Here is a 23,456-nt window from a genome sequence, read left to right as displayed (position 1 = left end):
CGCGCATGGCGCATGCCGGCCCTCAGGCGGCGCGCAAGGGGCCGCGCTCTTGCAGGCCACGCTCTTGCGGGCCACGCTCTTGCAGCCCGATCTCGTGCACGCCGATCTCCTGCATCCGGTGCTCGGCGGCCACGGGCCGGCCGAACAGGTAACCCTGGAAGTGCGAACAGCCTTCCTGCTGCAGCTGGCGGAACTGTTCCTCGGTCTCGACCCCTTCGGCCGTGATCTCGATCAGCAGGCTGCTCGACAGGCCGGTGATCGCGCGGATGATCGCCATCGCCTCGCGGCTTTCGCCCATGTCGCGCACGAACGACCGGTCGATCTTGATCTTGTCGAACGGGAAGGAGCGCAGGTAGCTCAGCGACGAGTAGCCGGTGCCGAAGTCGTCGAGCGAGATGCGCACGCCCAGGTCCTTCAGCGCCTGCAGCGTGCGGATATTGCCTTCGGTATTGGCGAGCAGTACCGACTCGGTGATTTCCAGTTCTAGCCGGTGCGCCGGCAGGCCCGCATCCTCGAGCGCCAGGGCCACCGTCTTGACCAGTTCGCTGTTCTTGAACTGCACCGGCGACAGGTTCACCGCGACCGTTTCGCCGTTCGTCCACGTGGCCGCTTCCTGGCAGGCCAGGTTCAGCGCCCGCGTGCCCAGTTCGTGGATCAGGCCCGTTTCCTCGGCAAGGGGGATGAACTCCATCGGCGGCACAGGGCCCCTGGTCGGGTGCTGCCACCGGATCAGCGCCTCGTAGCCGGAAATGCGGCATCCGGCTTTTTCGATGATCGGCTGGTAGTGCATCTGCAGCTCGCCGCGGTGCAGCGCGCGGCGCAGGTCGATTTCCATCTGCCGGCGCAGGCGCGAAACCGCCTCGAGCTCGGGGCGGAACAGTTCATAGCGGTTGCGGCCATTGCGCTTGGCTTCGTACAGCGCCATGTCGCCGAAGCGCAGCAACTGCTCGGCGGTACTGCCCTCGTGCGACGAGATGGCAATGCCCACCGACAGGCCCACCGTGAAGCTGTGGCCATCGATCGCAAATCCCGGTACCACCGCTTCGATGAGGCGCTGCGCCGCGTGCTTGGCTTCGTCGAGGCGTTTTACCCGCGGCAGCACCACGGCGAATTCATCGCCGCCCAGGCGGGCCAGCGTGTCATGCTCGCGCAGGCATTTCTTCAGCCGGCCGGCCAGCATCAGCAGGATCTTGTCGCCAAAGCCGTGGCCGAAGGCATCGTTGATGTTCTTGAAGTTGTCCAGGTCCAGGCACAGGATCGCCGCGTGGCTGCGGTCCTCCAGGCTGTCGACGATCGCGGCGGCCAGGCGTTCGTTGAAGAACGTGCGGTTCGGCAGGTTGGTCAGGCCGTCATGCTGCGCCATGTGATTAATCTGCGCGTAGGCGGCCAGTTCGTCGGTAACGTCCTCGGTAATGACGAGCAGGTAGTCGCCGGCGCCGTCGGGGCGGCTGCCCACCACCGTGCGGCTGCGCAGCGTGCGCGGGCCGAGCGGCGTTTGCACCATGCTGTCGTCCGACGCATCGCCGCCGGGGGAGGCCGCCGCCAGGCGTTCGATGTATTGCGCCACGTCGCCATCGAGGCTGTCGCGCACGCGCCTGCCCTTGATGTCGGCGCCGTCAAACGCGAACAGGCGGCGCGCCTGGCCGTTGGCCAGCAGGATCTCACCCAGCTGCGCACCCGGTCGAACGTCCAGCGCCAGCACGCTGCCGGGAATGTTGGAGATCACGGAATCGAGGAAGTTCGACAGCCCGGCCATCTGCCCGCTGTACTGCTCGGCCAGTTCCTTGGCTTCCACCAGCTTCAGCTGCTGCTCGTGCTGCGCGGTGATGTCGCGCGTGATCTTGGCGAAGCCCACGAGCTGGCCGGCGTCGTCATGGATCGCATCGATCACCACGCTGGTCCAGAACCGCGTGCCATCCTTGCGCAGGCGCCATCCTTCCGCCTCGAAGCGCGATTCGGCGCGCGCCGTGGCCAGGGCCTTTTGCGGCAGGCCCGCCGCGCGGTCTTCCTCGCTGTAGAACACGGCAAAACTCCGGCCGACGATTTCCTCGGCCTTGTATCCCTTGGCACGTTCAGCGCCGGCATTCCAGTTCGATACGATGCCTTCCGGCGTGAGCATGTAGATCGCGTAATCGACAGTGCGTTCGACCAGCAGGCGGTACATCAGATCGGAGGTGGGGGCGGTCATCGTCTGGGTGGCGTTGGAGCAGTGTTGGAATCGGATGGCGGTTCGCCGGCATCCGGGAACGGGTTGTCCATTGCAGAGTGACTATACCTTAGTAAGTGCCGGAGAGAAACAATTCGTTGTCCTGGACCGTGGGCTTCGCTTTTCCCGGCCGGAACTTGTTGCGCCGATGCAAATCCACTCCGTCTTCTGGCGCATTGCAAATGCGAATGATAATGCATTATCATTTGTGTCGGTGCCGGGCGGCAGTGTCGCCCTGGCCATGCCTTTCCAATCGAAGGAGAATCGCTTGAACATCACGCACGGCACGGCCCTGCCGGACCACGTACTCGAAGCCACGGCGGTCGTCGCCGGCTATGGCGGCAAGACCATCCTGCGCCAGCTCGACCTGCACATACGCCCGGGCGAGATCTACGCGCTGCTGGGCGCGAACGGCGCGGGCAAGACCACCACGCTGAGCCTCTTCCTCGGCTTCGTCACGCCGGCCGCGGGAACGGTGCGCGTGAACGGCATCGATCCCGCGACACAGCCGGACGAGGCGCGGCGCCACCTCGCCTACATTCCCGAGAACGTGGCGCTGTACGAACACCTCACCGCGCGTGAAAACGTGGCGTACCTGCTCGACCTGGCGGGGCAGCGCGGCGATGGCGCTGCCGACGCGGCCATCGCGGCCATCGATAATGCGCTGGCGGCCGCCGGCCTCGCCGCCGCCGCGTTCGACCGGCGCGTGTCGGGCTTTTCCAAGGGCATGCGGCAAAAGGTGGCGATCGCGCTGGCGCTGGCCCGCAAGGTACCGGCGCTGCTGCTCGACGAGCCCACGTCCGGCCTCGATCCGCAGGCCACCACGGAATTCAACCGCCTGCTCGGCGTGCTGCGCGCCCAGGGCGTGGCGGTATTGATGGTGACGCACGACCTGCTCAGCGCCGCCGACGTGGCCGACCGCATCGGCTTCCTCGATGCCGGCCGCCTGCTCGAGGAAGTCGCGGCCACCGGCGCCGACCGCTTCGATGTGCGTTCGCTGCACCGCCGCTACGGCGCCCTGGCGGCATGAGCGCCGCCCGAAGTGCATTCTCGTGCATCACCCGCATCGCGCGCGAGGAATGGCGGGCGCTGTTCCGCGACCGCGCGGCCGTGGCAGGCCTGCTGCTGCTGACGGTGCTGATGCTGGTGGCGGCGATGACCGCCCACGAGCACCAGCGCAATGCCGACGCCGAGCGGACCCGCTACCAGGTGCAGGCCAACCATGAATTCGAAGCGCAGCCGGATCGCCATCCGCACCGCATGGTCCATTACGGGCATTTCCTGTTCCGCCCCCTGAATCCGCTGGCCGCGTTCGATCCCGGCATCGACGGCTTCACCGGCAACACGCTGTTCCTGGAGGGGCACCGGCAGAACAGCGCCAACTTCGGCGACGTGCGGCAAACCTCGCTGCTGTTGCGCTTCGGCCAGCTGACGCCTGCCTTCGTGCTGCAGGTGCTGGCACCGCTGCTGCTGGTGTTCTTCGGCCACGCCGCCGTGGCGCGCGAGCGCGAATCGGGTACCTTGCGCGTGCTGCTGGCGCAGGGGGTGCGCAGCCGCGAGGTGGTGCTGGGCAAGCTGCTGGCGCTGGCCGGCTTCGCCGGCCTGGCGCTGCTGCCGGCACTGGCCGCGCTGGCCTGGTTCGCCGCCGCCGGCCATGCGCCTTGGCCACTGGCCACCGTGCTGGCCGCCGGCTATGCCGCCTGGCTGCTGCTGTGGGTGCTGGGCGTGGTGCTCGTGTCGATGTGCGTGGCGCGCGGCCGCGATGCACTGCTGGTGCTGCTGGCCGCGTGGGCCGTGATCGTCATCCTGCTGCCGCGCTGGGTGCCGGACATGGCCAATACCGCGGTGGCGTTGCCGACCCGTTTCGAGGACGCGATCCACGTGCAGCGCGAGTACCTGGCACTGGGCGATTCGCACGATCCGAACGATCCGAAATTCGCCGCGTTCCGCGACAGGCTGCTCAAGCAATATGGCGTGGCTCGGGTGGAAGACCTGCCCGTGAACTTCAAGGGCGTCGTGGGCATGGAGGGCGAGCGCAAGTCCAGCGACCTGTTCAACCGCTACGCGGCCGCCGCGTTCGACCGGCAGGAGCGCCAGGCCGAGATCATCGACGCCTTCGGCTGGGCCAGCCCGGCGCTGGCATTGCGGCGCCTGTCGATGACGGCGGCCGGCACAGACCTGGCCAGCTACCGCAGCTTCCTGGAGCAGGGCGAGCGCTATCGCTATGCGCTGATCCAGGGACTGAACCGTCTCCAGGCGGAGAAGCTCGCTTATGCCGACGACATCGACCGGAGCAAGGAAAACCGCGTGTCGCGCGAGCACTGGCAGGGGTTCCCGGCGTTCCGCTACGAACCGGCGCCGCTGGCCGACACGCTGCGCCGCGCCGCGCCGGCCGGCGCCACGCTGGCGCTGTGGCTGACGGCATTGGGCGCGCTGGCCTGGCTGCTGGCCGGCCGGCTGGGGAGGGCGGTGCGATGAGCCGGCTCACCTTCGAACTGCGCCTGATCGTGCGCTCGCGGCTGTCCATCGCAGCCTTGCTGCTGCTGTTGCTGTTGTCCACGCTGGCCGTCTGGTCGGGCATGCAGGAAGTGGAACGCCAGCGGCAGACCATCGCGCGCCTGGCGCCGCTGCACGAACAGGACGTGGCCGCGCTGGCGGCCCGCTACCCGGCCAGCAAGGATGCCGGCAATCCGGCCTACTACACGTTCTACAACACGTGGGATGCGCCATCGGATGCCGCCTTCCTGGCGCTCGGCCTGCGCGACGTGGCGCCTTACGTGCTGCGTATCCGCGCGCTGGGGCTGCAGGCGCAGCTCTACGAGGGCGAGACGTTCAACCCGGAAATCGCGCTGCCGGGCCGTTTCGATTTCGCGTTCGTGCTGATCTACCTGGCGCCGCTGATCGCGATCGCGCTGCTGCACGACCTCGTGTCCGGCGAGCGGCAGGCAGGCCGGCTGCGGCTGCTGCTGGCGATGCCCGATGCGGCGCGCCTGTGGCGCCGGCGCGTGGCGCTGCGCTATGCATTGCTGTTCGCCTGCCTGGCCGTTCCCGCCTGCGCCGGCGCGGTGTTGTCCGGCACCGGCGTCGTGGCACTCGTCATCGTGCTTGCCGTTGTCCTCATCCTGATCGCGGCCTACCTGGCTTTCTGGACGGGGCTGTCGATGGTCGTGTCCGCGCGCGGCTGGCGTTCGGTCACCAATGCCACCACGCTGATGGGCACCTGGGCCGTGCTGACGCTCGTGCTGCCGGCCCTGGCCAACGTGGCGTTGGTGCGCGCGATCCCGGTGCACCAGGGCGTGGACCTGATGCTGGCCCAGCGGCAGACCGTGCATGGCGCGTGGGAAGTGCCGCGCGATGAAACGATGCGCAAGTTCGTCGCCAGCCACCCCGAATGGCGCGACAAGGCGCACGTGCCGCCGGGCTTCCACTGGAAATGGTATTTCGCGTTCCACCAGGTGGGTGACGAAAGCGTGGCGGGGCAGGTGCGCGACTACCGCGAAGGCTTGCTGGCGCGCCAGGCATGGACCGGGCGGCTCGGCTGGCTGCTGCCGGGCGTGGGAGCGCAGGCCGTGCTGCACCGCCTCGCCGATACCGACCTGCCGGCGCAGCTGGCCTACCAAGACGAGATCGCGGCCTTCCATCGCCGTATCCGCGCGTTCTACTACCCGTACCTGTTCAATGAGCGGCCGTTCGGGACGGAGGATTTCGGCAAGCGGCCGGCGTTCGCGCCGCGCGCGGCCGATCCGCTGGTGCCATGGGGCGACGTGTTCGCTGTGTTCGTACTGGCAGGCGTCGTGCTGGGCGCGGGGCTGGTGGGGCTGCGTCGCCTGCGCGTGGAGGGCGCCGACTAAATGGGGCGGTGACAGCGCGGCTTGCTTGCAGGTAGAATCCCGTCTCGAGTAAACGGTGCCCTCCCGCCTGCCGGCGCGAGGGTGAAACGGGAAGCCGGTGACGCGGGGGATCTCCATCCCCCGCCAGTCCGGCGCAGCCCCCGCTGCTGTAAGCCAGACGAACCGGTTCCACCGCCACTGTGCCGCGCACGGGAAGGCATGAGCCGGCAAGAACGATGGCAAGCCAGAAGACCGGCCGTTTGCAATGATGTGCCGGGCCCGGGGTGTGGCCTGGCCTGTTGCGTTTCACGGCCGGTTCCTACTTTTGAGCATTTCTCCATTCTTGCGCGCGCTGCTTGCGCTGCTGTGCATCCTCGCCTGCGTGCGCGGCCATGCCGCCACGCTGTTCGCCATCGTCACGGAGCGTGCCGCCCCGGTGGCGATCGAGGCGGCGCACCGCCACCTGGCCCTGCACCCGAAGGACCGCATCGTGCTGCGCACGCCGGCGCAATGGATGGCGCTGGATGAGCGCGATGTGGCACGGCTCGTCGGCGGGGCCGACACGATCCTGGCCGTTTCGCTGTTCGGCGACCCGGCCGCGCGGCTGAAGGCGGCACTGGCACGCCATGCGAAGCCACGCACGGTCGTGCTGGCGTTCAATGGCGATGCGGGCCTCAGCCTGATGAGCCGCGATGCGCAGGGCGCCATGCGCGATTTTCCCGCCGAAACGCTGCGTGACCTGTCCACCGAGACGCCGCCGGCGGCGGCATTGCAGGCCGCGCAGGCGCATCCGGCGGCGCCGGGCTGGCTGGCCGCGCGCCGCGTATGGCAGGCCGGCGGCGTCGACAATACCGCGGCGCTGTTTGCGCACCGCCTCCATCCCGCCAGGCCGCTGGCCGCCCCGCAACCGGAACCGACGCTGCGCGTGCGCGTGGGGCGGCGCGAACTGCTTGACGCCGCCGCGTGGGGCAATGGCGCTCAGTTGGGGTTGAAGGCGCAGGCCGCCGTGGTGGTGCTGGACCTGTCGAACATGGATGGCGCCGTGCCGGCCGCCGTGTGTGCGCGCATCGAAGCGGCTGGCCAGCCCTGCGTGCAGGTCCTCACGCGGTGGGGCGGCGCGTCGCGCGAGGCGCTGGAGCGGCTGCCTGAACTGCTCGCCCCGGCGCGGCCGGCGGCGCTCGTGGTGCTCCAGGATTTCGTGGTGGGCGCGGCGGAAGGGCGCGAAGCCGTCGCCGAGGCGCTGAAATGCCTCGATATTCCCGTGTTCAAGGGCATACGGCTGTCCGACCGCACGGCGCTGCAATGGCGCCTGTCGCCGGACGGCCTGCCGCCGGACTCCGTGCAATACCGCGTGGCGTTGCCGGAACTGCAGGGCATCGGCCAGCCGATCGTGGTGGCCGCGCTGGGCAATGCGCAGCGGGACAAGGCGACCGGCATCGAGAACCGGCCGCCGGTCATGCTCGACGCGGAAGCGGAACGGCTGGCGGCCCGCGTCGTGCGCTGGCTGGCGCTGCGCGACAAGCCCAACCGCGACAAGCGCGTGGCGCTGATCTACTACAACCACCCGCCGGGTCGCCAGAACATCGGTGCCGACAACCTGGACGTGCCGGCCTCGCTGTTCGACATGCTCCATGCGCTCAAGGATGCCGGCTATACCGTGGGCGAACTGCCCGCATCGCCGGAAGCGCTGCTGGACCGGATCATGGCGCATGGGGTCAACCTGCCGGAAGACCGGGCCGCCCTGCGCGAACTGGCCGGCACCGTCAATACCGTGAGCGCGGCCGACTACGGCAAGTGGTTCGCCACGCTGTCGCCGCGCGTGCAGAACGAGATGACGAGCGGCCTGCTGGGGCGCCTGCATGCGGACGTGCTGGAGGCCGAGAAAGCCGGCGAGTGGGTGCTGGGCCGCAAGCAGGTGGACGTGATCGTCAAGGAGCTGCAGCACCTCGTCGAGGGGGCCGACCACCCGCAGCGGGAAGCGGCGATAAGCGACCTGGCGGCGCTGGGCGACGGCTACCGCGCCTGCCTGGACGTGCGCGCGCCGCGCCGCTGCAAGGCGTTGGCGCCGCTTGCGAGCAAGCTCGCCGGCTACGGCATCGAAGGCCTGAAAGGGTGGGGCAACGCGCCAGGCAGGATCATGGTCGACTCGGGGAAAATGCTGGTGCCGGGACTCGTGTTCGGCAACGTCTTCATCGGCCCGCAACCGCCGCGCGGCTGGGAAGTGGACGAGGAACTGCTGCACGCGAACACCAGCATCACGCCGCCGCACCAGTACCTGGGCTTCTACCACTGGGTGCGCGACCGCTTCAAGGCCGACGCGCTGGTGCACGTGGGGCGCCACTCCACCTATGAATTCCTGCCGGGCAAAGCGGTCGGCCTGGCAAGCGACGATTATCCCAGCCTGATTGCCGGCGACCTGCCGGGCATCTATCCGTACATCGTGGACGGCGTCGGCGAAGGCACGCAGGCCAAGCGGCGCGGGCTGGCCGTGATCGTCGATCACCTGACGCCGCCGCTGGCCAGCACGCCGCTGTACGACGACCTGCTGGCACTGCGCCAGGTGGTGGAAAGCTACGAGGCGGCGAACTCCGAATCGCTGAAGACGCAGGCGGCCAGCCTGATGCGCGAACGCGTGGTGGCGCTGAACCTGAAGGCGGAACTGGAAGCATCGATGGCCGACGTGCTGGCGGTGCGCGGCATCGGCTACGACGCGGCCGACGACGATCTGCTGGCGCACGAGATCGGCCATTACCTGACGAAGCTGCAGGAGAAATTCATGCCGCACGGGCTGCACATCTTCGGACGGCCGTGGAAGAAGGACTCGATCGACCTGATGCTCGCGTCGATGAAGAAGGGGGGCGTCGACGGCCAGGAAGTGAGCGCAGAGGTCGCCGCGAAGCTGACCGCTTCGCCGCGCCTGGAGATGCGGGCCTTGCTGGCGGGGCTCGACGGCCGCTACATCGAACCCGGCAAGGGGAACGACCCGCTGCGCTCGCCCGAGGCGCTGCCGACGGGGCGCAATTTCCATGCGGTCGATGGCGACATCCTGCCCACGAAGCTCGGCTACCAGCTCGGCGCGAACCTGGCGGACAAGGCGATCGCCCGCGCGCGAGGGGACGCGAAAGCGGCGCAGGGCAGCGAAGGCATCATCCTGTGGGCCTCTGACGCGGTGCGCGACGAAGGCGTGATGGTGGCGTTCGCGCTGGCGATGATGGGGGCGGAGCCCGTGTGGAATGCGCGCGGCATCGTCACCGGCGTGCAGCTGAAACCGGGGGCGCCGCGGCGCGACGCGCTGGTGACCACGTCCGGCCTGTTCCGCGACCTGTACCCGAACCTGATCCGGCTCATCGACCGCGCCGGCCGGCTGGCGCTCGCCGCATCGGCCGATACGCTGGTGGCGCAGGATCCTGCACTGCGCGAAGCGCTGGAAGCCGCGCTGGCACCACTCGGCGGTGCCGCGTGGGGTGACGAACCGGTGGCGGGCAATCGCGTGGCCGGCGAATGGCTGACCCGCCACCGCGCACTGGTACGCGCGGGCCTGCCGGTGGCGGAAGCGGGGCGGGGCGCCGCGCAGCGCGTGTTCGGCGATGCGCCGGGCGCCTATGGCACGGGTGTGAACCGCCTGACCGAGCGCTCCGGCGCATGGCGCGAGCGCGATGACATCGGTGCCGCCTACCGCAACCGCATGGGGCATGCGTATGGCCTCGACGGCAGCGGCGAAGCGCAGCATGCGGCCTTCGACGCGGCGCTGGACGGCATCGCCCGCACCTACCACGGCCGCGCCAGCAACCTGTACGGCCTGCTGGACAACAACGACGCGTTCGATTACCTGGGCGGCCTGTCGCTGGCCGTCGAAGGGCGCACCGGCCGCGTGCCGGACGCGCTGATCCTGCAGCATGCGCAGCCCGGCCGGGCGGATGTGGAACCGCTGGCGGCCGCATTGCTGGGCGAGCTGCGCGGCCGTTTCCTGAACCCGGCATGGCTGAAACCCCTGATGGGTCATGGTTATGCAGGGGCACGCACGATGGGCCAGGAATTCCTGGAAAACCTGTGGGGCTGGCAGGTAACGCGCCCGGACCTCGTCAAGGACTGGGCGTGGGATGAAGTGAAGTCCGTCTACTTCGACGACCGGCACGGGCTCGGCCTGCCGCAATTCCTCGGCCAGCGCCACAATGCGCACGTGAAGGCGCACATGCTGGCGATCTTCATGGTCGCCGCCGAAAAGGGCTTCTGGAAGACCGACCCGGAAACGATCAAGCGCATGGGCGGCGAGCTGGCAAGGCTCGTTGCCGCCAACGGCCTGCCCGGCAGCGGCCACACGGCGCCCGACCACCCGATGTGGACCTGGCTTTCCCCGCAGCTGGACAGCGCCGACGCGCAGGCGCTCGGCGCCACGCTGGCCAAGGCGCGCGGCGACCTGTTGCCTGCCGTCACGAATGTCGATGGCAAGGCTGATGTCCCCGGCAGTGCGGACACAGCCCGCACGACGCAAATTCCGCAGCAGCCGCAGTCAAAGCCTGAAGGCGCGGCCGACGACAAGACTGACGACGCCGCCCTGGCCGCCGCGGCGCCTGCCTTGCGCGCCTACGAACTGCATGAGCCGGCCGCCGCCGTGGCGCCGGCCGGCATCACCGTCGCGCGACTGCTGGCCTGCCTGGCCGTTCTTGCGGCCCTGTTCGCGGCGGGCCTGTGGCGCGGCCGCGCCGTACCTCAACCTTCAAGGAGCTTCACATGATCGAACCCCATTCCTTCGGCTGGCTGCACGACGCGGTCAGCTGGCTGCTCGTGCCCTCGCTGGCGGCGCTGCTGCTGGCCTGCGCCATTGCCGTGATCGAGGCCGGCATCGCCGCCGGTGAACGGTTTCACGGCCTGCCCAAGTTGCGCGCCGGCGGCAATGTCGCGCACGTGCAGGCGATCGCCCGCCGCCGCCTGGAACGTGCCGACCTGCTGGCACGGATTCCGCCGATGCTGGGCCTGATGGCGACGATCATCCCGCTGGGCCCGGGCCTGGCCGCGCTGGGCGCCGGCGATCCGGCGCAGCTGGCCAGCGCCGTCACCGTGGCGTTCGACGCGACCGTGCTGGGACTCGTGGCCGGCATCGCCGGCCTCGTGATCGGCAAGCTGCGCCGCCGCTGGTACGAGGAAACGCTGGAAGCCATGGAAGAAGCGATGGAGCAGGCGGCATGAGCGCCAGGCCACCGCGCAAGCGCCTGCGCCTGTATTCGCACCTCGATGCCCGGTTCGATGGCGGCGACGAAGACCCGCGCGCCAGCCTCGTGAACCTGGTCGACGTGATGCTGGTCTTCGCGTGCGGCCTGATCGCCGCGATCGCCGGCAGCCAAGGCGCGCTCAAGGCACCGCAGCCGGTCGAGAAGGGCCGGCAGATCGAGCGGCCCGCCGCCGGCGTGACGCAGGCCGGCAGCGGCTACGACCGGGTCGGCGAAGTGTACCGCGATCCGAAGACGGGCAAGCTGGTGCTGGTCGAACCGGGGCCGCCGGCACGGGCGAAGTAATTTCGACAGGGCGTCCCGCGCGGCGTCCTGCACTGTCCAGTTCCATTCCCTGCCCGACATATGCCGGGCAACCCGGCCGCCGCCGCCGGGCGCCTGTTGCGCCGGCGCCATAGCTGCGCCGGGTCCAGCTTCGCTTGGTGAAGCCGCGCACAGTTCGCGCGTTCCGTGCACGGCATACTCGAATCGCAAGAAGATATCGAACAGAGGTCCGCCCCCCGGTCGGGCGGCCCATATCCAATGACTGATAACGGGGAGGCACACATGATCGGCGCACAACTGTCGCAGTTGAAAACCGTGCAGTACAAGGGCTATGAAATCTGCATGGGCTCGGTGTACAAGGATGGCGAGCCGTTATTCCACTATTACGTGCCGCTCGGGATGAACGACGGCGGTGTCGAGCAGGGCAAGCGCATCATCGACCAGATCGGCGAAGAAGGCGAGTAAGCACCCGTCCACCGGCGGCGCCCGGCCGGGTGCCGCCATCCGCGATTTCCGCCGCGATTTCCCCAGCTGTCCCGGCATTGACCCGCCTCCGCTGCAATCCGCCTACTTGAATACGCCCTGGCGCACCCACTTGGTGGCCACCCATTTCTCGCCGCGCTCCACGGGCGCGCCGCCGTGCAGGCTGGCCTCGTCGAGCTGGCCGGCTTCGTTGACATATTCAAAATACACGGCCGATCCCTTGCGCGGCACGATCGACAGGCCCAGCTTCGGAAACACCGTGTCGCCCGCTTCTTCCACGTCGTTCAGGTAGATGATCAGCGTGGCCACGCGCTGGCCACCGCGCTTGAGCGTGGCCGCGAAGCCGGTATTGGACGGATCGAAGTAATCGTGGTGCGGCTTGTACTCGGCACCCACGCCATAGTGCAGCACGTGCAGTGCTTCGCCATTCTCCACCGGCTGGTTCATGATCTCGGCGATGCGCCGGTTCAGGCGCTGCAGCAGCGGTTCGTCGCTATCATCGAGGAAGGCGCCCTGGCTGGTGCGGTGCTCCTTCACCTGATTCTCGCCCGTGGTGGGGCTGAGCGTGGCCGACGGTTGCAGCCGTGCGCGCGCCAGTGCCACGACGGCATCGCATTCCTCCGGCGAGAACACGTCGTCCAGCACCGCCACGACCGGCTGTTCGATGCGCATCGTCACGCGCACTGTGCGGTCGGCCGTGGCGATCGTATTGTTGCGGTGCCGGATCGTCGGCGCGCCGTAGCGGTAAGGGCCTGCCACCACCGGCGCCGGCTGCGAGCGCCGCGCCTGGCGTTCGGCCACCGTGCGCTCCGCATAGGCCGTGTCGTAGTGGGCGGCCACCATCGCGGCCACGATGTCCTGCGTGCGGCAACCCTTGTCCAGGCTGGCGTCGAGCCAGCGATCCCATTCTTCCGACATGCGTGTGTACTTGTTCATGGCCGTGAAGTATACCGAAAAGCGGCGCGGATCCGCCTACCGGTCCGGGGCCGGCGCCGGGGCGTCGTCGGCGGAAGGCGGCGGGGGAGCGGGGCGGTCGACGACCAGCACATCCGTCACGCGGCGCGTGTCACGCTGCTGCACGATCTGCGTGGGAATGGCCCGGCGGGGCGGTTCGGGGCGTGGTGGTTTCGGAAACATGTGTCTTCCCTATAACAATATGGGCGTAAATACGGTTCGTTGCGCATTTCACAAGGGCGGTATGCTAATGTGCGCGAGGGGATCCGTCGCAGCGCTTATAATTTCTTGAGAAAAATTCAACTTGCCCGGCGCGGCTTATGAGACCAATCAAAAGAGGTCCGTTGACAATTTGGGCGCCGGTCGCGGCTTGCCTCCTGGCGGCGGGCGGACCGGCATGCGCCGCGCCGCTGCAGGACGATATTGCCGAGCTGTCGCTCGAGCAATTGAGCGACATCGTCATCACGTCCGTCTCGCGGCAGGAAGAACGGCTTGGCAATGCGTCGGCGTCTATCTACATCATCGGGGGCAACGAGATTCGCCGCAGCGGCGCACGCACGCTGCCCGAGGCACTGCGCCTGGCTCCGAACCTGCAGGTGGCGCGCGTGGATGCACGCAACTACGCGATCACGGCGCGCGGCTTCAACAGCCTGCAATCGAACAAGCTCCTCGTGCTCGTCGATGGCCGCAACCTCTACACACCACTGTTTTCCGGCGTGGCATGGGACATCCAGGACATGCTGCTCGAAGACGTAGAGCGGATCGAGGTGATCAGCGGTCCCGGCGCCACGATCTGGGGCGCCAACGCGGTGAATGGCGTGATCAACGTGATCACGCGCTCGGCCAAGGATACGCAGGGCGGCCTGCTGGCGGGTGCGTTCGGCAAGGATGACCGCGAGGGCAGTGTGCGCTACGGCGGCGCGTTGCCGAATGGCGGCCATTACCGCATCTATGCGCGCTATGCCGATGCCGACGATGCGGTGCGCGACACCGGGAGTGCGTCCAGTGGCTACACGCGGCGCCAGGCGGGCTTTCGCGCCGACTGGGACCGCTCGCGCGGCGGTCTCACCCTGTCGGGCGATGTCTATGAGGGCAACCTGGCGCAGCGCGGCACGGGCGCGGCGCAGATTTCGGGCGCCAACCTGGTGGCCCGCTTCACGCGCCGGCTGTCGGACGATTCGAACGTGCGCCTGCAGGTGGTGCTCGACCATACGGAGCGCAATCAGCCGAACGCGATCTTCGAGCGCCTCGACACGGTCGAGCTGGAAGCGCAGCACAGCCTGCGGGTGGCGACGGATTCCGCCATGCCCCACAAGGTGACATGGGGTGCAACCTACCGGCATTCGCGCGACCGCATCACCACGGGGCGCACCCAGGTGTACCTGCCGAACGACCTGACGATGCACTGGGGCGGCCTGTTCGCGCAGGACGAGGTGGCATTGCGCGACGACCTGCGGTTCACGGCCGGCATCAAGGTGGAGCACAACCACTACACGGGCGCGGAGGTGCTGCCGGGTTTGCGGCTGGCGTGGACGCCGGACAGCCGCCAACTGGTGTGGGGCAACCTGGCGCGCACGGTACGCGCGCCGTCGCGCGTGGACCGCGACCGGTATGCCCCGGCACAGCCCCTGATCATTGCCGGCGTGCCGCGCTACCTGTCCGGCGGGCCCGCATTCGAATCGGAGACGGCGCGGGTGGTCGAGCTGGGCTATCGCATCCAGCCCACGCCACGCTTGTCCTATTCGGTGACGGCGTTCGCCGCGAGGTACGGCCGCCTGCGCACGCAGGAGCCGAATCCGGACGGCCCCGCGTACAGCGGGCTGGCGGAATACCGCAACCTGGCTTATGGCCACACGCGCGGCGTGGAAATGTGGGCGCGCTGGCAGCCGGCGGATGGCTGGCGCCTGGATGGCGGCCTCGTGGTGCAGCGCGTGCGCACGGCGCTGCGGCCCGAGAGCCGCGACCCGACCGGCGGCGTGGACCTGATCGGCGCGGACCCGAGCCATTACTGGCAGCTCCGTTCGTCGCATGACCTGCCGAACGACATGCAGCTGGACTGGACACTGCGCAGGGTCGGCGCGCTGCCGCGCCCGGCCGTGCCCTCGTATAACGAACTGGACCTGCAATGGTCCTGGAAGGCCACGCGCAACCTCGAGCTTGCGCTGGTCGGCCAGAACCTGCTGCACCGGTCCCACCCCGAGTTCGGAGCGGCGCCGAACCGGAGCGTGTTCGAGCGTACCGCCGTGCTCAGGCTTACTTACCGTTTCTGACATGACGCCACTCGCGATCGAACCCTGCCGCCGGACGGCCCCGCACAACTGGCCGGGCTGGCTTTCCGTGCTCCTGGTGCTGGCGCTCGCCCTGCTGTGCCTGGCGATGAGCGGGGCAGCCGTGGGCCAGACGGCCGCGCCTGCCATGCCGAACCTGGAGCGCAGCGTGAAGGCCGCTTACCTGTTCAAGTTTCTCGGCTACGTGGACTTCCTGGCGCCCAGGGAGGGCGCGGAAAGCGGCAGTCCGCTCACCGTCGGCGTGCTCGGCGCGGAAGACGTGGCCGCCGAACTGTCGCGCATCACGGCGGGGCGCACCGTCAACGGCCGGCCGATCGCCGTGCGCAGCCTGCGCGAGGGCGAGCCGGTGGCCGGCCTGCAGATGCTGTATGCCGGCACGGCGACCGACCTGCCGAAGGTATTGCGCAGCGCGGCGCAGAACGGCGCGCTCGGCGTGGCCGACGACGAGAACGGCCTGCAGCATGGCGCCGTGATCAACTTCCGCATCGTCGAGGACCGCGTGCGCTTCGAGGTATCGCTGCCGGCCGCGGAGCGCAGCAACCTGAAACTCAGTTCGCGCCTGCTGTCGGTGGCCTGGCACGTGCAGAAGGGGAACTAGTGCTGTCCCGTCTCCACTCCGGTAGCGTGCGCGCGAAACTGGTGGCAATGGCGCTCGCCACCACGTTCGCCGCGCTGCTCACCACGTCGATCAGCATGCTGGTGTACGACCTGACGACGTTCCAGCAGAACTGGATCGACGACCTGACCACGCAGGCCGAGATCGTGGCGACCGTGTCGGCACCCGCGGTGGGCTTCAACGATCCCGCCGCGGCGCGGCAGAACCTGGCGCTGCTGCGGGTACGGCCGCAGATCCAGCAGGGCGCCATCTATGCCGCCAACGGTGCGATCTTCGCCGCCTATGCCGAGGCAGGTGCCGACGTGCCGCCGCTGCCTGCCCGCCCTGGCCCGCCGGGCCCGGCCGTCGAGGGTGGCCGGATGGTGGTGTATCACCCGATCATGGAAAACGGCGAACGTGTCGGCACCGTCTACCTGAGCGCGCGCTATCGCCTGATGGAGCGCCTGGTCAGCTACGCAACGATACTCGGTGTCGTCACGATGGCGAGCCTGCTGCTGGCGGCGGTGGTGGCGACGCGCCTGCAGCAGTCGATCACGCGGCCGCTGCGGGCGGTGACGGAAGTGGCGCGCGCCGTGATGCAGCGGCGTGACTTTTCGCTGCGCGTCGAGCACCATCATGATGAATTGCATGGCGCGTCCTACCCGGAAGGCGGCAAGGGCGCGCGCCACAGTGGCGAGATCGGCACGCTGGTCGATGCCTTCAACGACATGCTGGCCGAGATCGGCCGCCGCGCCAATGCGCTGCAGGAAGCGAACCTCACGCTGGAACGCGAGATGGCCGTGCGCCAGGGCGCCGAACGCGCACTGCTGCTGGCGGACCGCCGCAAGGATGAATTCCTGGCCACGCTGGCGCACGAACTGCGCAACCCGCTGGCGCCGCTCCGCACGGGGCTCGACATCATGCGCCTGAACGGCGGCGATCCCGCGGCCAGCCTGCGGGCACGCGGTGTGATGGAACGGCAACTGAAACAGATGGTGCGCCTGGTCGACGACCTGCTCGATGTTTCCCGCATCAATACCGGCAAGCTGACGATCCGTCGCGAAAACCTCGAACTGCATGCCGTGGTCGCCAACGCGCTGGAGATCGCCCGCCCGTTCATCGATGCGCAGGGCCACGACCTGGCCGTGCACTTGCCGCCCGGGCCGGTCCACCTGCTGGGCGACACCACGCGGCTCGCCCAGGTGCTGTCGAACCTGCTGAACAACGCCGCCCGCTACACGCCGCATGGCGGCCATATCGTGCTGTCGGCGGACGTTGGCGCCGAGGGCCGCCTGCACATTTGCGTGGCCGACGACGGCATCGGCATCGCGCCGGGCATGCTGGCCGATATCTTCGAGATGTTCGTGCAGGCCGATGCTTCCCTGGAGCGTTCCAGCCAGGGGCTGGGCGTGGGGCTGTCGCTGGCGCGCCGGCTGGTCGAGCTGCATGACGGCACGCTGGAAGCGGCCAGCGAAGGGCAGGGCAAGGGCAGCACCTTTACCGTGACGCTGCCGGTGCTGGCCGAAGTGCCGCAGGCCGCGGAGCGGCCGGCACCGGGCCTGGCCGGCGACCGGCACTACCGCATCCTGCTGGTGGACGACAACGAAGACTTCGTCAACGCGATCGGCGGCCTGCTGCGCACGTTGGGGCACACGGTCCACGTGTGCCACGACGGTCCCCAGGCCCTGGCCGCGGCCGAAGGCTTCGCGCCCGACTTTGCATTCCTCGACATCGGCCTGCCGGGCCTGAACGGCTACGACCTGGCACGGGCGCTGCGCGCCGTGCCGGCCCTGGGGCGCACGATGATGATCGCCGTGACCGGCTGGGGGCAGCAGAAGGACCGCGACCTGGCGTTCGAGGCGGGGTTCGAGGAACACCTGGTCAAGCCGGTCAGCGTGGAGCAGATCCTCGCCATCCTGGCCGGACACCGGGAAGGCGTGGCGATCGCGGACCGCTAACCTCTAACTTCCTATCCTCCGTACCGCTCCGTGCGGATCGCGCGCGGGGCGATACCGGCCGCCACCAGCAGTTGCGCCACCGCTTCCACGAAGGCGTTGGCGCCGCACACATAGCACACCGCCGGGACCGCGCCCAGCCGGGCCAGTGTCGCGTCGACCATCGGGCGGTCGATGCGGCGCGCGTGATCCGCGGCGTCATTGCCGGCCCGCGTGACGGTGGTGACGTAACCGAATCCCGCATGCGCACCGGCCATGCCGCGCAGTTCGTCGCGGTAGGCCAGCGCCTCCCACGTGCGGGCCGAGTGAAGCAGCAGCATGGGCGCCGGCGCGCCGGCCCCGCGCCATGCGCGCGCGATCGAGACGAGCGGCACCACGCCGGAACCGCCGGCCACCAGCAGAACGGGGCCGGGCTGTCCCGGGTGCCACAGGAAATGGCCGCCGAGCGGACCGCGCACCTCGATCGTGTCGCCAGGCTGCGCCACGTCATGGAAATAGGCGGAGACTTCGCCGTCATCGAGCAGCTCGATACCCAGCTCCAGTTCCTGCGCGCCGGGCGCGGAGGCGATCGAATAGCTGCGGCGGGCCTGGTAGCCGTCCGGCGCCGTCAACCGCACGTCGACATGCTGGCCGGCGGCGTGGCGTGCCAGCGGTGCGCGCAGGAAGAAGCTGCGCATGCGCGGCGTGGCTTGTTCGATGCGGGTGATGACGGCGTGTTCCCAGGCGCCCGGGCCGTTGGTGCTCATTGGCTGCTCATTGGCCGTTCACTGGCCGCTCAGTCGTCGTCCGTGTAGCGCTGTTCGCGCCACGGATCGCCGCGCATGTGGTACCCGCGCAGTTCCCAGAAGCCTGCTTCATCCTTCTCGGTGAACTTCAGGCCCTTCAGCCATTTCGCGCTTTTCCAGAAATACAGGTGCGGCACCAGCAGCCGCGCGGGGCCGCCATGCTCGGCCGCCAGGGGCGCGCCGTTGAAATGCGTGGCCACCATCGCCTGGCCGTTCACCAGGTCGGCGACGGGAACGTTGGTGTCGTACTCGTCGAACGACTGGGCCAGCAGGAATGGCGTTGGCGCGGCGATGCCGGCCGCGGTCAGCAGGTCGTCGAATGCGACCCCTTCCCACACCGTGTCGAATTTGCTCCAGGTGGTCACGCAGTGGATGTCGCCGCGCCACGTGGTGCGGGGCAGGGCGAGGAACTGTTCCCAGTTCCAGCTGGCCAGCGGGCGCGCACCCTGGCGCAGCGTGAAGCGCCAGTTCGCCAGGTCGATCGCGGGCGCCGGCCCGAGCGACAGCACGGGGAAATCATCGGTCTCGTGCTGGCCGGGCGGCAGGCGGCGCGCCGCGTCGGCGCCGGGCCGGCGGCCCGTGAATCCTCGTGTACTCATCGTGTGCTCCATGGCGCGGTCGTCGTTGCGCTATCTGGTCGGGCCATCAGTGTAAACCGTTTGCCGCCGTGGACGGATCTGCCATTGGGCGTGGAAGGCCATGGCGGCGGAGGCGAAGGGAGGCGGCGGCGGGGCCGTCGTCGGGACCGGATTACTGGACAGGACCGATGGCGGACGACGCGGGCGCCGTGTTTGCGGTGACGGTGATAAGCTTTTTAGCAATATTTACCGAGGAGCATCGACATGAGTGGAGACCTGGACCGCCAGCCGCACATCACGTCGCCAGCATCGCTGGCGCCGGACATTTCAGCACATATCACGCCGGACCCCGACACGCCGCCGCCGGAGCAGGACCCGCCGAACCAGCCGCCACCGAACGAAAAGCCCCCCAGCGAGATCCCTCCGGTGGAAGAGCCGACCGCGCCGGCACCGCCGATCCGGATGGACTAGTTGGCAGCATAGGCAAAGGCGGCGCGGGCCGCCTTTGCCTTTTATGGCTTTTCTGCTTTCTCTGCTTCAGGCGCCCGGCTTCGGCGGTTCAGGCGTGCGCTGCGGGATCTGGCGGATCTGTTCCTCCGTTTCCTTCTCGCCCGGCGATTTCTCGCCGCTGCCGATATCCGGCTCGTCCATCATGTGACCGCCTTTTTCAGAATCGTCCGCGCTGCTTGACTGTTTTTGAGGTTCTGGCATTGCTTTCTCCCGTGGGTGAATGATGGCCCATCGTAGCAAGGGGACGAATGGTGCGGCGCTATATTGACTAGAAGAACACAGGTGTTGCTGGCAGCATACAAGGTTTAACTATTTGTGCCTGCTGTCACAGTCGCGTCACTGAAGTGTTCCTATAATTGAGTCAGTAATGGACGATTCATCTGGAGACTGTCATGGGTAACTCTTTGCACAACAAAATCTATCTTGGCCGCCGTAGCGATCGCATGCGCAGGCTGCTGGCCGGCATGGTGGCCGGGCTGGGCGTATTCCTGCTGGCATTCAAGGCGTTCAAGTAATTTCCCGCGCCGCTTGCCGGGCCGGTGCTGCCCGCGTACCATGACGGCCGCATCCGCCATCATGGAACAGGTTCAATGAAAGACGAAAAACTCACCACCGACGAATACAATGCGCTGGACGAAGTGCGCCGCGGCATTTCCGGGCGCCCCAGCGCCTGCGTTGCCCGCAACACGAAGCGCCTGTCCGGCCTGAAATTGTTGTCGTTCGCCCGCAGCGGCCACCTGTCGCTGACCGACAAGGGCAAGGAAAAGCTGTTCCTGCGCCGCTGCGTTCTCGGCCTGCGCGCCCTGACCGACGATCCCGCCGCAAAGCTCGATGACGATGTGATTGCCTTCCTCGGCAAGAAATCCCATATCGTCGCCAGCGACGCCGGCTTCGCCGTCACCGACAAGGGGCGCGAAACGCTGGCCGATATCGAAGCGAACAGCCTGTAATCGGTCCTTTGCGATCGCCGTTCCTCCCTGACCCGGGTGCCTGCGCAAGATCGCGATGGGCTCCGGGTCAGCTTTCCGGATCGTAGCCGAACTCGCGAAGCTCTTGCGCGCAGCGGCAAGCCGCCGCAATCCTGGCCGCCCATTGCACGGCAACCGCCCTGGATGGAAGCTCGAGCACACAAAAACCCCCATCCAGCTCCCTGGTCTGGCGATATGTCGCGGTGGTACAGCTGCCATCGCCGGCAACCATCACCGGGGCGACGTCGGCATTGATTCCGCCACCGAACACGTAGACGCCGGCGGCTTTTGCTTCGCGGATCACTTCACGCGCCGCCTCGCCCACGGCAGCCATCTCCTCGGCGGGAACATTCATCGCCTCCGCAGGGAAGGAAATCAGAAACTTTGTCATGACCGCTCCTCGAGCTGCACAGCATGCATGCCAAGTCGATGGTATAGCCGTACGGCGGGATTGTCGACATGCACCTTCAGGTCGATGGATGGCGCGTTGCGCTGGTGGAAAAAGACAAAGGCTTGTCGCAGCATTGCTTTGCCAAGGCCTTGCCCTTGCCATGTCGGTGCCACGGCAAGGTCCTTGACGAAAGGGACGCTCCAGCACAAGGCGATGCCGGCCAACCGGCCTGCCGCGTCCACAGCGGTGAAGATGGTGGCCGGGTCGTATTCCGGATCGCTGGCTACTGTTGGCCACCATTGCTCGAACACCTCGACATGCCCGCCACCGGAACGGTAAGCCAGTGCCAGCAAATCCCGCGCGGCGGATGCGTGTTCCGCCACACTGAAGGACACGGGCTGGATACCAGCAGGAAATCGCGGTGCCTGCTGCGGCGCCAGCAAGTCCTTGCGCAAGTGAAGGTACGGTTTATCCATGGCGATGCCATCCTCATGCGAGCCTGTTGAACGCTGACGACGTTCGGCGCTGGCGCGTTCCCGGGAAGCGCCATCCATCGAAGCCCCTTTACAGCGGTCGTCGGCGAGTATTCGTCGATACACGTGCGCCCAGGGCGCTTACAATCCCGGCTTTCTCATGCAAAAAAGTCGAGGCCCCGTGCAAGCACTTTGGGAGTATTACAGACAGCTGGAAGCGCGCTTGCCGGCGCACGGTCCAGGTTTCAGTGTCGCGGTCATGCGTGATACCGAAACCGTGTTCGAACGCCATCATGGGCTGGCTTCACTTGAACTGAAAGTGCCATTGTCGCGCGACTCGGCATACTATCTGGCGTCGGAATCCAAGCAATTCACGGCGGCCTGTGTCATGACCCTGGTGCGTGAAGGCGTTGTGGGCCTCGACGACGACGTCTGTCCTTATCTGCCCGAGCTGGCGAAATTCGAACAGGCATTCCCCTTGCGCAGTTTGTTGAATCATAGCAGCGGAATCCCGGACTATTTCCAGTTCCTGCAATGCCAGCTGGGGCGCCATGAAGCTGACTACTTCAACAACGACACGATCCTGGGAATCATTGCCTGCATGGATACGGTCGAGTGCCCGGCACAGACCGAATACCGCTACAGCAACAGCAACTACATCCTGCTTGCCGCACTGGTTGAACGGCTTGCCGGGATGTCGCTTGCGGATTACGCCAAAAAGATGTTGTTCGAGCCGCTTGGCATCCATCGCCTGACCTTTGATGACGACCGGTCCAATGTGATCGAACATCGCGTGTCCAGTTACGAAGCGGACCCGGCTCGCCCCTTCGGCTACAAACAGCACCTGGGCAATGCCAACACGGTCGGCGATGGCGGCATCTATGGCAGCATCGCCGAGCTGTTGCGGTGGGAGATGGCGTGGCACCGCCAGTGGGCCGACAGTTCGAGCCTGCTGCATGCAATGCTGCAGCCATCGCCGTTCGTGGACGGCACCGTGCCCGACTATCGCTTCGGCCTGGAGCTGACGCAACGGTGCGGCCAGGACGTTGTGTTCCACAGCGGCGGTCTGTGGGGATTCGGCACCTTGATTGTCAGGCTCCCGCACACCCGCACGTCGATCATCCATCTGGCCAATTGCGAGGAGGCCGCACCCGATATGGATCGGATACTCGCTGCCGCACTGCAGTAGCGACGGCAGCCAGATCAGTCGCCAGACTGCATGACGATGCCGAACGCTCTGCTCGACCCTGGTCTTGAATCCGGCATGGCGGGCAGGCGGGTCAGCACCGCGCCTGGCCAGGCGCTACCGCAATATCCACCATTGCGCCGGTGTCGCCCACGCCGCGGTATCGAGCATGCACCGCCGGCCCGTGCAGGTGCGCAGAGAGCGCCTTCGCGTTTCAATGGGTGATCGAACCGCTGGCGTCACCGCCGGCCTGGATTTGCAGCGTCGCCGCACGCTGCGCAGCGGTACTGGCCACGCCGCGCGCCGTAGTCGCCGCATCGCGGGCGGCGCCCGCGCCGTTGGCGGCGGACGTCTCGACGTAGGTCCGCGTCGCCGCGGCCTGTGTGCCTGCCGCCGATTGCGCCGATTGCGCCAGGCCGGCGGCAGCGGAGCGTGCGGCCGATGCGTTGCCGGCCGCATCCAGGTTGATCGTGCCGCTGCCGGCTGCCTGGCCGCTGGCGCTCGATCCGGAAGGCGTGCGCGCCGGGGCGGTTTCCATGGCGGTGACCGGGCGCGCCGGTTGCATCGGTGCGCGCATGGCATTGTCCATGCCACCCATGCGGGTGATCGATCCGCTCCCGCCAAGGGCGCCACCGAGCGAGCCACCCAGTGCGCCGCCACCGCCCAGCAGTTGGGCATTGGCCGAAGCAGCGATGGCGAGGGAGGCGATAAAGACGATTTGTTTGGCTTGCATGGTTGTTCTCCTGTTTCGTGGCGCGGCCT

22 protein-coding genes and 1 riboswitch are annotated in these 23,456 nt (G+C 67.8%); of the genes, 14 read left to right on the top strand and 8 right to left on the bottom strand.

From position 1 onward, the window contains the following. Positions 1 to 22: 22 nt before the first annotated feature. Positions 23 to 2,188: a sensor domain-containing protein gene (locus tag EWM63_RS03085; RefSeq protein WP_130185227.1), complete on the bottom strand. Its 2,166-nt coding sequence runs from the start codon at positions 2,186 to 2,188 to the stop codon at positions 23 to 25. 286 nt (positions 2,189 to 2,474) lie between these two features. Between EWM63_RS03085 and EWM63_RS03080 the strand changes: the two genes are divergently transcribed. From EWM63_RS03080 to EWM63_RS03050, 7 genes are all read left to right on the top strand, one after another. Beyond that, positions 2,475 to 3,236 carry an ABC transporter ATP-binding protein gene (locus tag EWM63_RS03080; protein WP_229487701.1) on the top strand — a complete coding sequence of 254 codons (762 nt, stop codon included), beginning with the start codon at positions 2,475 to 2,477 and terminating at the stop codon, positions 3,234 to 3,236. Beyond that, positions 3,233 to 4,684, top strand: a complete 1,452-nt coding sequence (locus EWM63_RS03075) for an ABC transporter permease (RefSeq protein WP_130185225.1) — start codon at positions 3,233 to 3,235, stop codon at positions 4,682 to 4,684. Before EWM63_RS03080 ends, EWM63_RS03075 begins: the two co-directional genes overlap by 4 nt. After that, entirely contained in the window at positions 4,681 to 6,057 is a 1,377-nt protein-coding gene (locus EWM63_RS03070) for a DUF3526 domain-containing protein (RefSeq protein ID WP_130185224.1), read from the top strand. The genes EWM63_RS03075 and EWM63_RS03070 overlap by 4 nt, the downstream gene beginning before the upstream one ends. Before the next feature lie 36 nt (positions 6,058 to 6,093). Next, a riboswitch (cobalamin riboswitch) is annotated at positions 6,094 to 6,311 on the top strand. Positions 6,312 to 6,379: 68 nt separating this feature from the next. Next, positions 6,380 to 10,771 carry a cobaltochelatase subunit CobN gene (locus tag EWM63_RS03065; protein WP_229487700.1) on the top strand — a complete coding sequence of 1,464 codons (4,392 nt, stop codon included), beginning with the start codon at positions 6,380 to 6,382 and terminating at the stop codon, positions 10,769 to 10,771. After that, positions 10,768 to 11,223 (top strand): MotA/TolQ/ExbB proton channel family protein, encoded by a 456-nt coding sequence (locus EWM63_RS03060; protein WP_130185223.1) that lies wholly within the window; start codon positions 10,768 to 10,770, stop codon positions 11,221 to 11,223. Before EWM63_RS03065 ends, EWM63_RS03060 begins: the two co-directional genes overlap by 4 nt. Further along, on the top strand, positions 11,220 to 11,549 hold the full coding sequence (locus EWM63_RS03055) for a DUF2149 domain-containing protein (RefSeq protein ID WP_130185222.1): 330 nt from the start codon (positions 11,220 to 11,222) through the stop codon (positions 11,547 to 11,549). The genes EWM63_RS03060 and EWM63_RS03055 overlap by 4 nt, the downstream gene beginning before the upstream one ends. A gap of 261 nt (positions 11,550 to 11,810) precedes the next feature. Next, positions 11,811 to 11,993: a hypothetical protein gene (locus EWM63_RS03050; RefSeq protein ID WP_130185221.1), complete on the top strand. Its 183-nt coding sequence runs from the start codon at positions 11,811 to 11,813 to the stop codon at positions 11,991 to 11,993. A gap of 102 nt (positions 11,994 to 12,095) precedes the next feature. Here the strand turns inward: EWM63_RS03050 and EWM63_RS03045 are convergent, their stop codons facing one another. Together EWM63_RS03045 and EWM63_RS31685 are read right to left on the bottom strand one after the other, a co-directional pair. Then, positions 12,096 to 12,947, bottom strand: coding sequence for a prolyl hydroxylase family protein (locus EWM63_RS03045; RefSeq protein WP_130185220.1), 852 nt, complete (start codon positions 12,945 to 12,947; stop codon positions 12,096 to 12,098). 36 nt (positions 12,948 to 12,983) lie between these two features. Beyond that, a complete protein-coding gene (locus EWM63_RS31685) occupies positions 12,984 to 13,148 on the bottom strand; it encodes a hypothetical protein (protein ID WP_165390741.1) in 165 nt (54 codons plus the stop codon). 161 nt (positions 13,149 to 13,309) lie between these two features. On the opposite strand from EWM63_RS31685, the gene EWM63_RS03040 reads away from it, so the two are divergent. Genes EWM63_RS03040 through EWM63_RS03030 form a run of 3 tightly spaced genes read left to right on the top strand, consistent with a single transcriptional unit; the run spans position 13,310 to position 17,806 of the window. Beyond that, positions 13,310 to 15,235 (top strand): TOL_0244 family TonB-dependent receptor, encoded by a 1,926-nt coding sequence (locus EWM63_RS03040; protein ID WP_165390740.1) that lies wholly within the window; start codon positions 13,310 to 13,312, stop codon positions 15,233 to 15,235. A gap of 1 nt (position 15,236) precedes the next feature. Continuing rightward, a complete protein-coding gene (locus EWM63_RS03035) occupies positions 15,237 to 15,851 on the top strand; it encodes a TOL_0243 family YfiR-like periplasmic protein (protein ID WP_130185218.1) in 615 nt (204 codons plus the stop codon). Beyond that, on the top strand, positions 15,851 to 17,806 hold the full coding sequence (locus tag EWM63_RS03030; RefSeq protein WP_130185217.1) for a sensor histidine kinase, YfiR-like protein-associated: 1,956 nt from the start codon (positions 15,851 to 15,853) through the stop codon (positions 17,804 to 17,806). Before EWM63_RS03035 ends, EWM63_RS03030 begins: the two co-directional genes overlap by 1 nt. 11 nt (positions 17,807 to 17,817) lie before the next feature. On the opposite strand, the gene EWM63_RS03025 is transcribed toward EWM63_RS03030, so the two are convergent. Continuing rightward, positions 17,818 to 18,549 (bottom strand): FAD-binding oxidoreductase, encoded by a 732-nt coding sequence (locus EWM63_RS03025; protein WP_130185216.1) that lies wholly within the window; start codon positions 18,547 to 18,549, stop codon positions 17,818 to 17,820. Between the two features lie 29 nt (positions 18,550 to 18,578). Then, positions 18,579 to 19,187 (bottom strand): sulfite oxidase-like oxidoreductase, encoded by a 609-nt coding sequence (locus EWM63_RS03020; protein ID WP_130185215.1) that lies wholly within the window; start codon positions 19,185 to 19,187, stop codon positions 18,579 to 18,581. Positions 19,188 to 19,430: 243 nt separating this feature from the next. Here EWM63_RS03020 and EWM63_RS03015 point away from each other — a divergent pair, with 243 nt between their 5' ends. From EWM63_RS03015 to EWM63_RS03010, 3 genes are all read left to right on the top strand, one after another. Continuing rightward, positions 19,431 to 19,637 carry a hypothetical protein gene (locus tag EWM63_RS03015; RefSeq protein WP_130185214.1) on the top strand — a complete coding sequence of 69 codons (207 nt, stop codon included), beginning with the start codon at positions 19,431 to 19,433 and terminating at the stop codon, positions 19,635 to 19,637. A gap of 431 nt (positions 19,638 to 20,068) precedes the next feature. Continuing rightward, entirely contained in the window at positions 20,069 to 20,191 is a 123-nt protein-coding gene (locus EWM63_RS32790) for a hypothetical protein (protein WP_259772501.1), read from the top strand. A 75-nt stretch (positions 20,192 to 20,266) separates the two neighbouring features. Further along, complete coding sequence (locus EWM63_RS03010; RefSeq protein WP_130185213.1) at positions 20,267 to 20,626, top strand: hypothetical protein; 360 nt, start codon at positions 20,267 to 20,269, stop codon at positions 20,624 to 20,626. 67 nt (positions 20,627 to 20,693) lie between these two features. Here EWM63_RS03010 and EWM63_RS03005 read toward each other — a convergent pair whose 3' ends face one another. Next, positions 20,694 to 21,035: a YciI family protein gene (locus tag EWM63_RS03005; protein ID WP_165390739.1), complete on the bottom strand. Its 342-nt coding sequence runs from the start codon at positions 21,033 to 21,035 to the stop codon at positions 20,694 to 20,696. Next, positions 21,032 to 21,589 carry a GNAT family N-acetyltransferase gene (locus EWM63_RS03000; protein ID WP_130185212.1) on the bottom strand — a complete coding sequence of 186 codons (558 nt, stop codon included), beginning with the start codon at positions 21,587 to 21,589 and terminating at the stop codon, positions 21,032 to 21,034. The genes EWM63_RS03005 and EWM63_RS03000 overlap by 4 nt, the downstream gene beginning before the upstream one ends. A gap of 100 nt (positions 21,590 to 21,689) precedes the next feature. Between EWM63_RS03000 and EWM63_RS02995 the strand changes: the two genes are divergently transcribed. Continuing rightward, the gene (locus tag EWM63_RS02995) at positions 21,690 to 22,697 is read left to right on the top strand and encodes a serine hydrolase domain-containing protein (RefSeq protein ID WP_130185211.1); all 1,008 of its coding nucleotides are present in this window, start codon (positions 21,690 to 21,692) and stop codon (positions 22,695 to 22,697) included. 211 nt (positions 22,698 to 22,908) lie between these two features. Here EWM63_RS02995 and EWM63_RS02990 read toward each other — a convergent pair whose 3' ends face one another. Next, positions 22,909 to 23,427, bottom strand: coding sequence for a hypothetical protein (locus tag EWM63_RS02990; protein WP_130185210.1), 519 nt, complete (start codon positions 23,425 to 23,427; stop codon positions 22,909 to 22,911). Positions 23,428 to 23,456: the final 29 nt, after the last annotated feature.

The sequence above is a fragment of the Pseudoduganella lutea genome (genome assembly GCF_004209755.1).
GTDB classification, from domain to species: Bacteria; Pseudomonadota; Gammaproteobacteria; order Burkholderiales; family Burkholderiaceae_D; genus Rugamonas; species Rugamonas lutea.
This window is presented reverse-complemented; position numbering and strand designations above follow the sequence as displayed.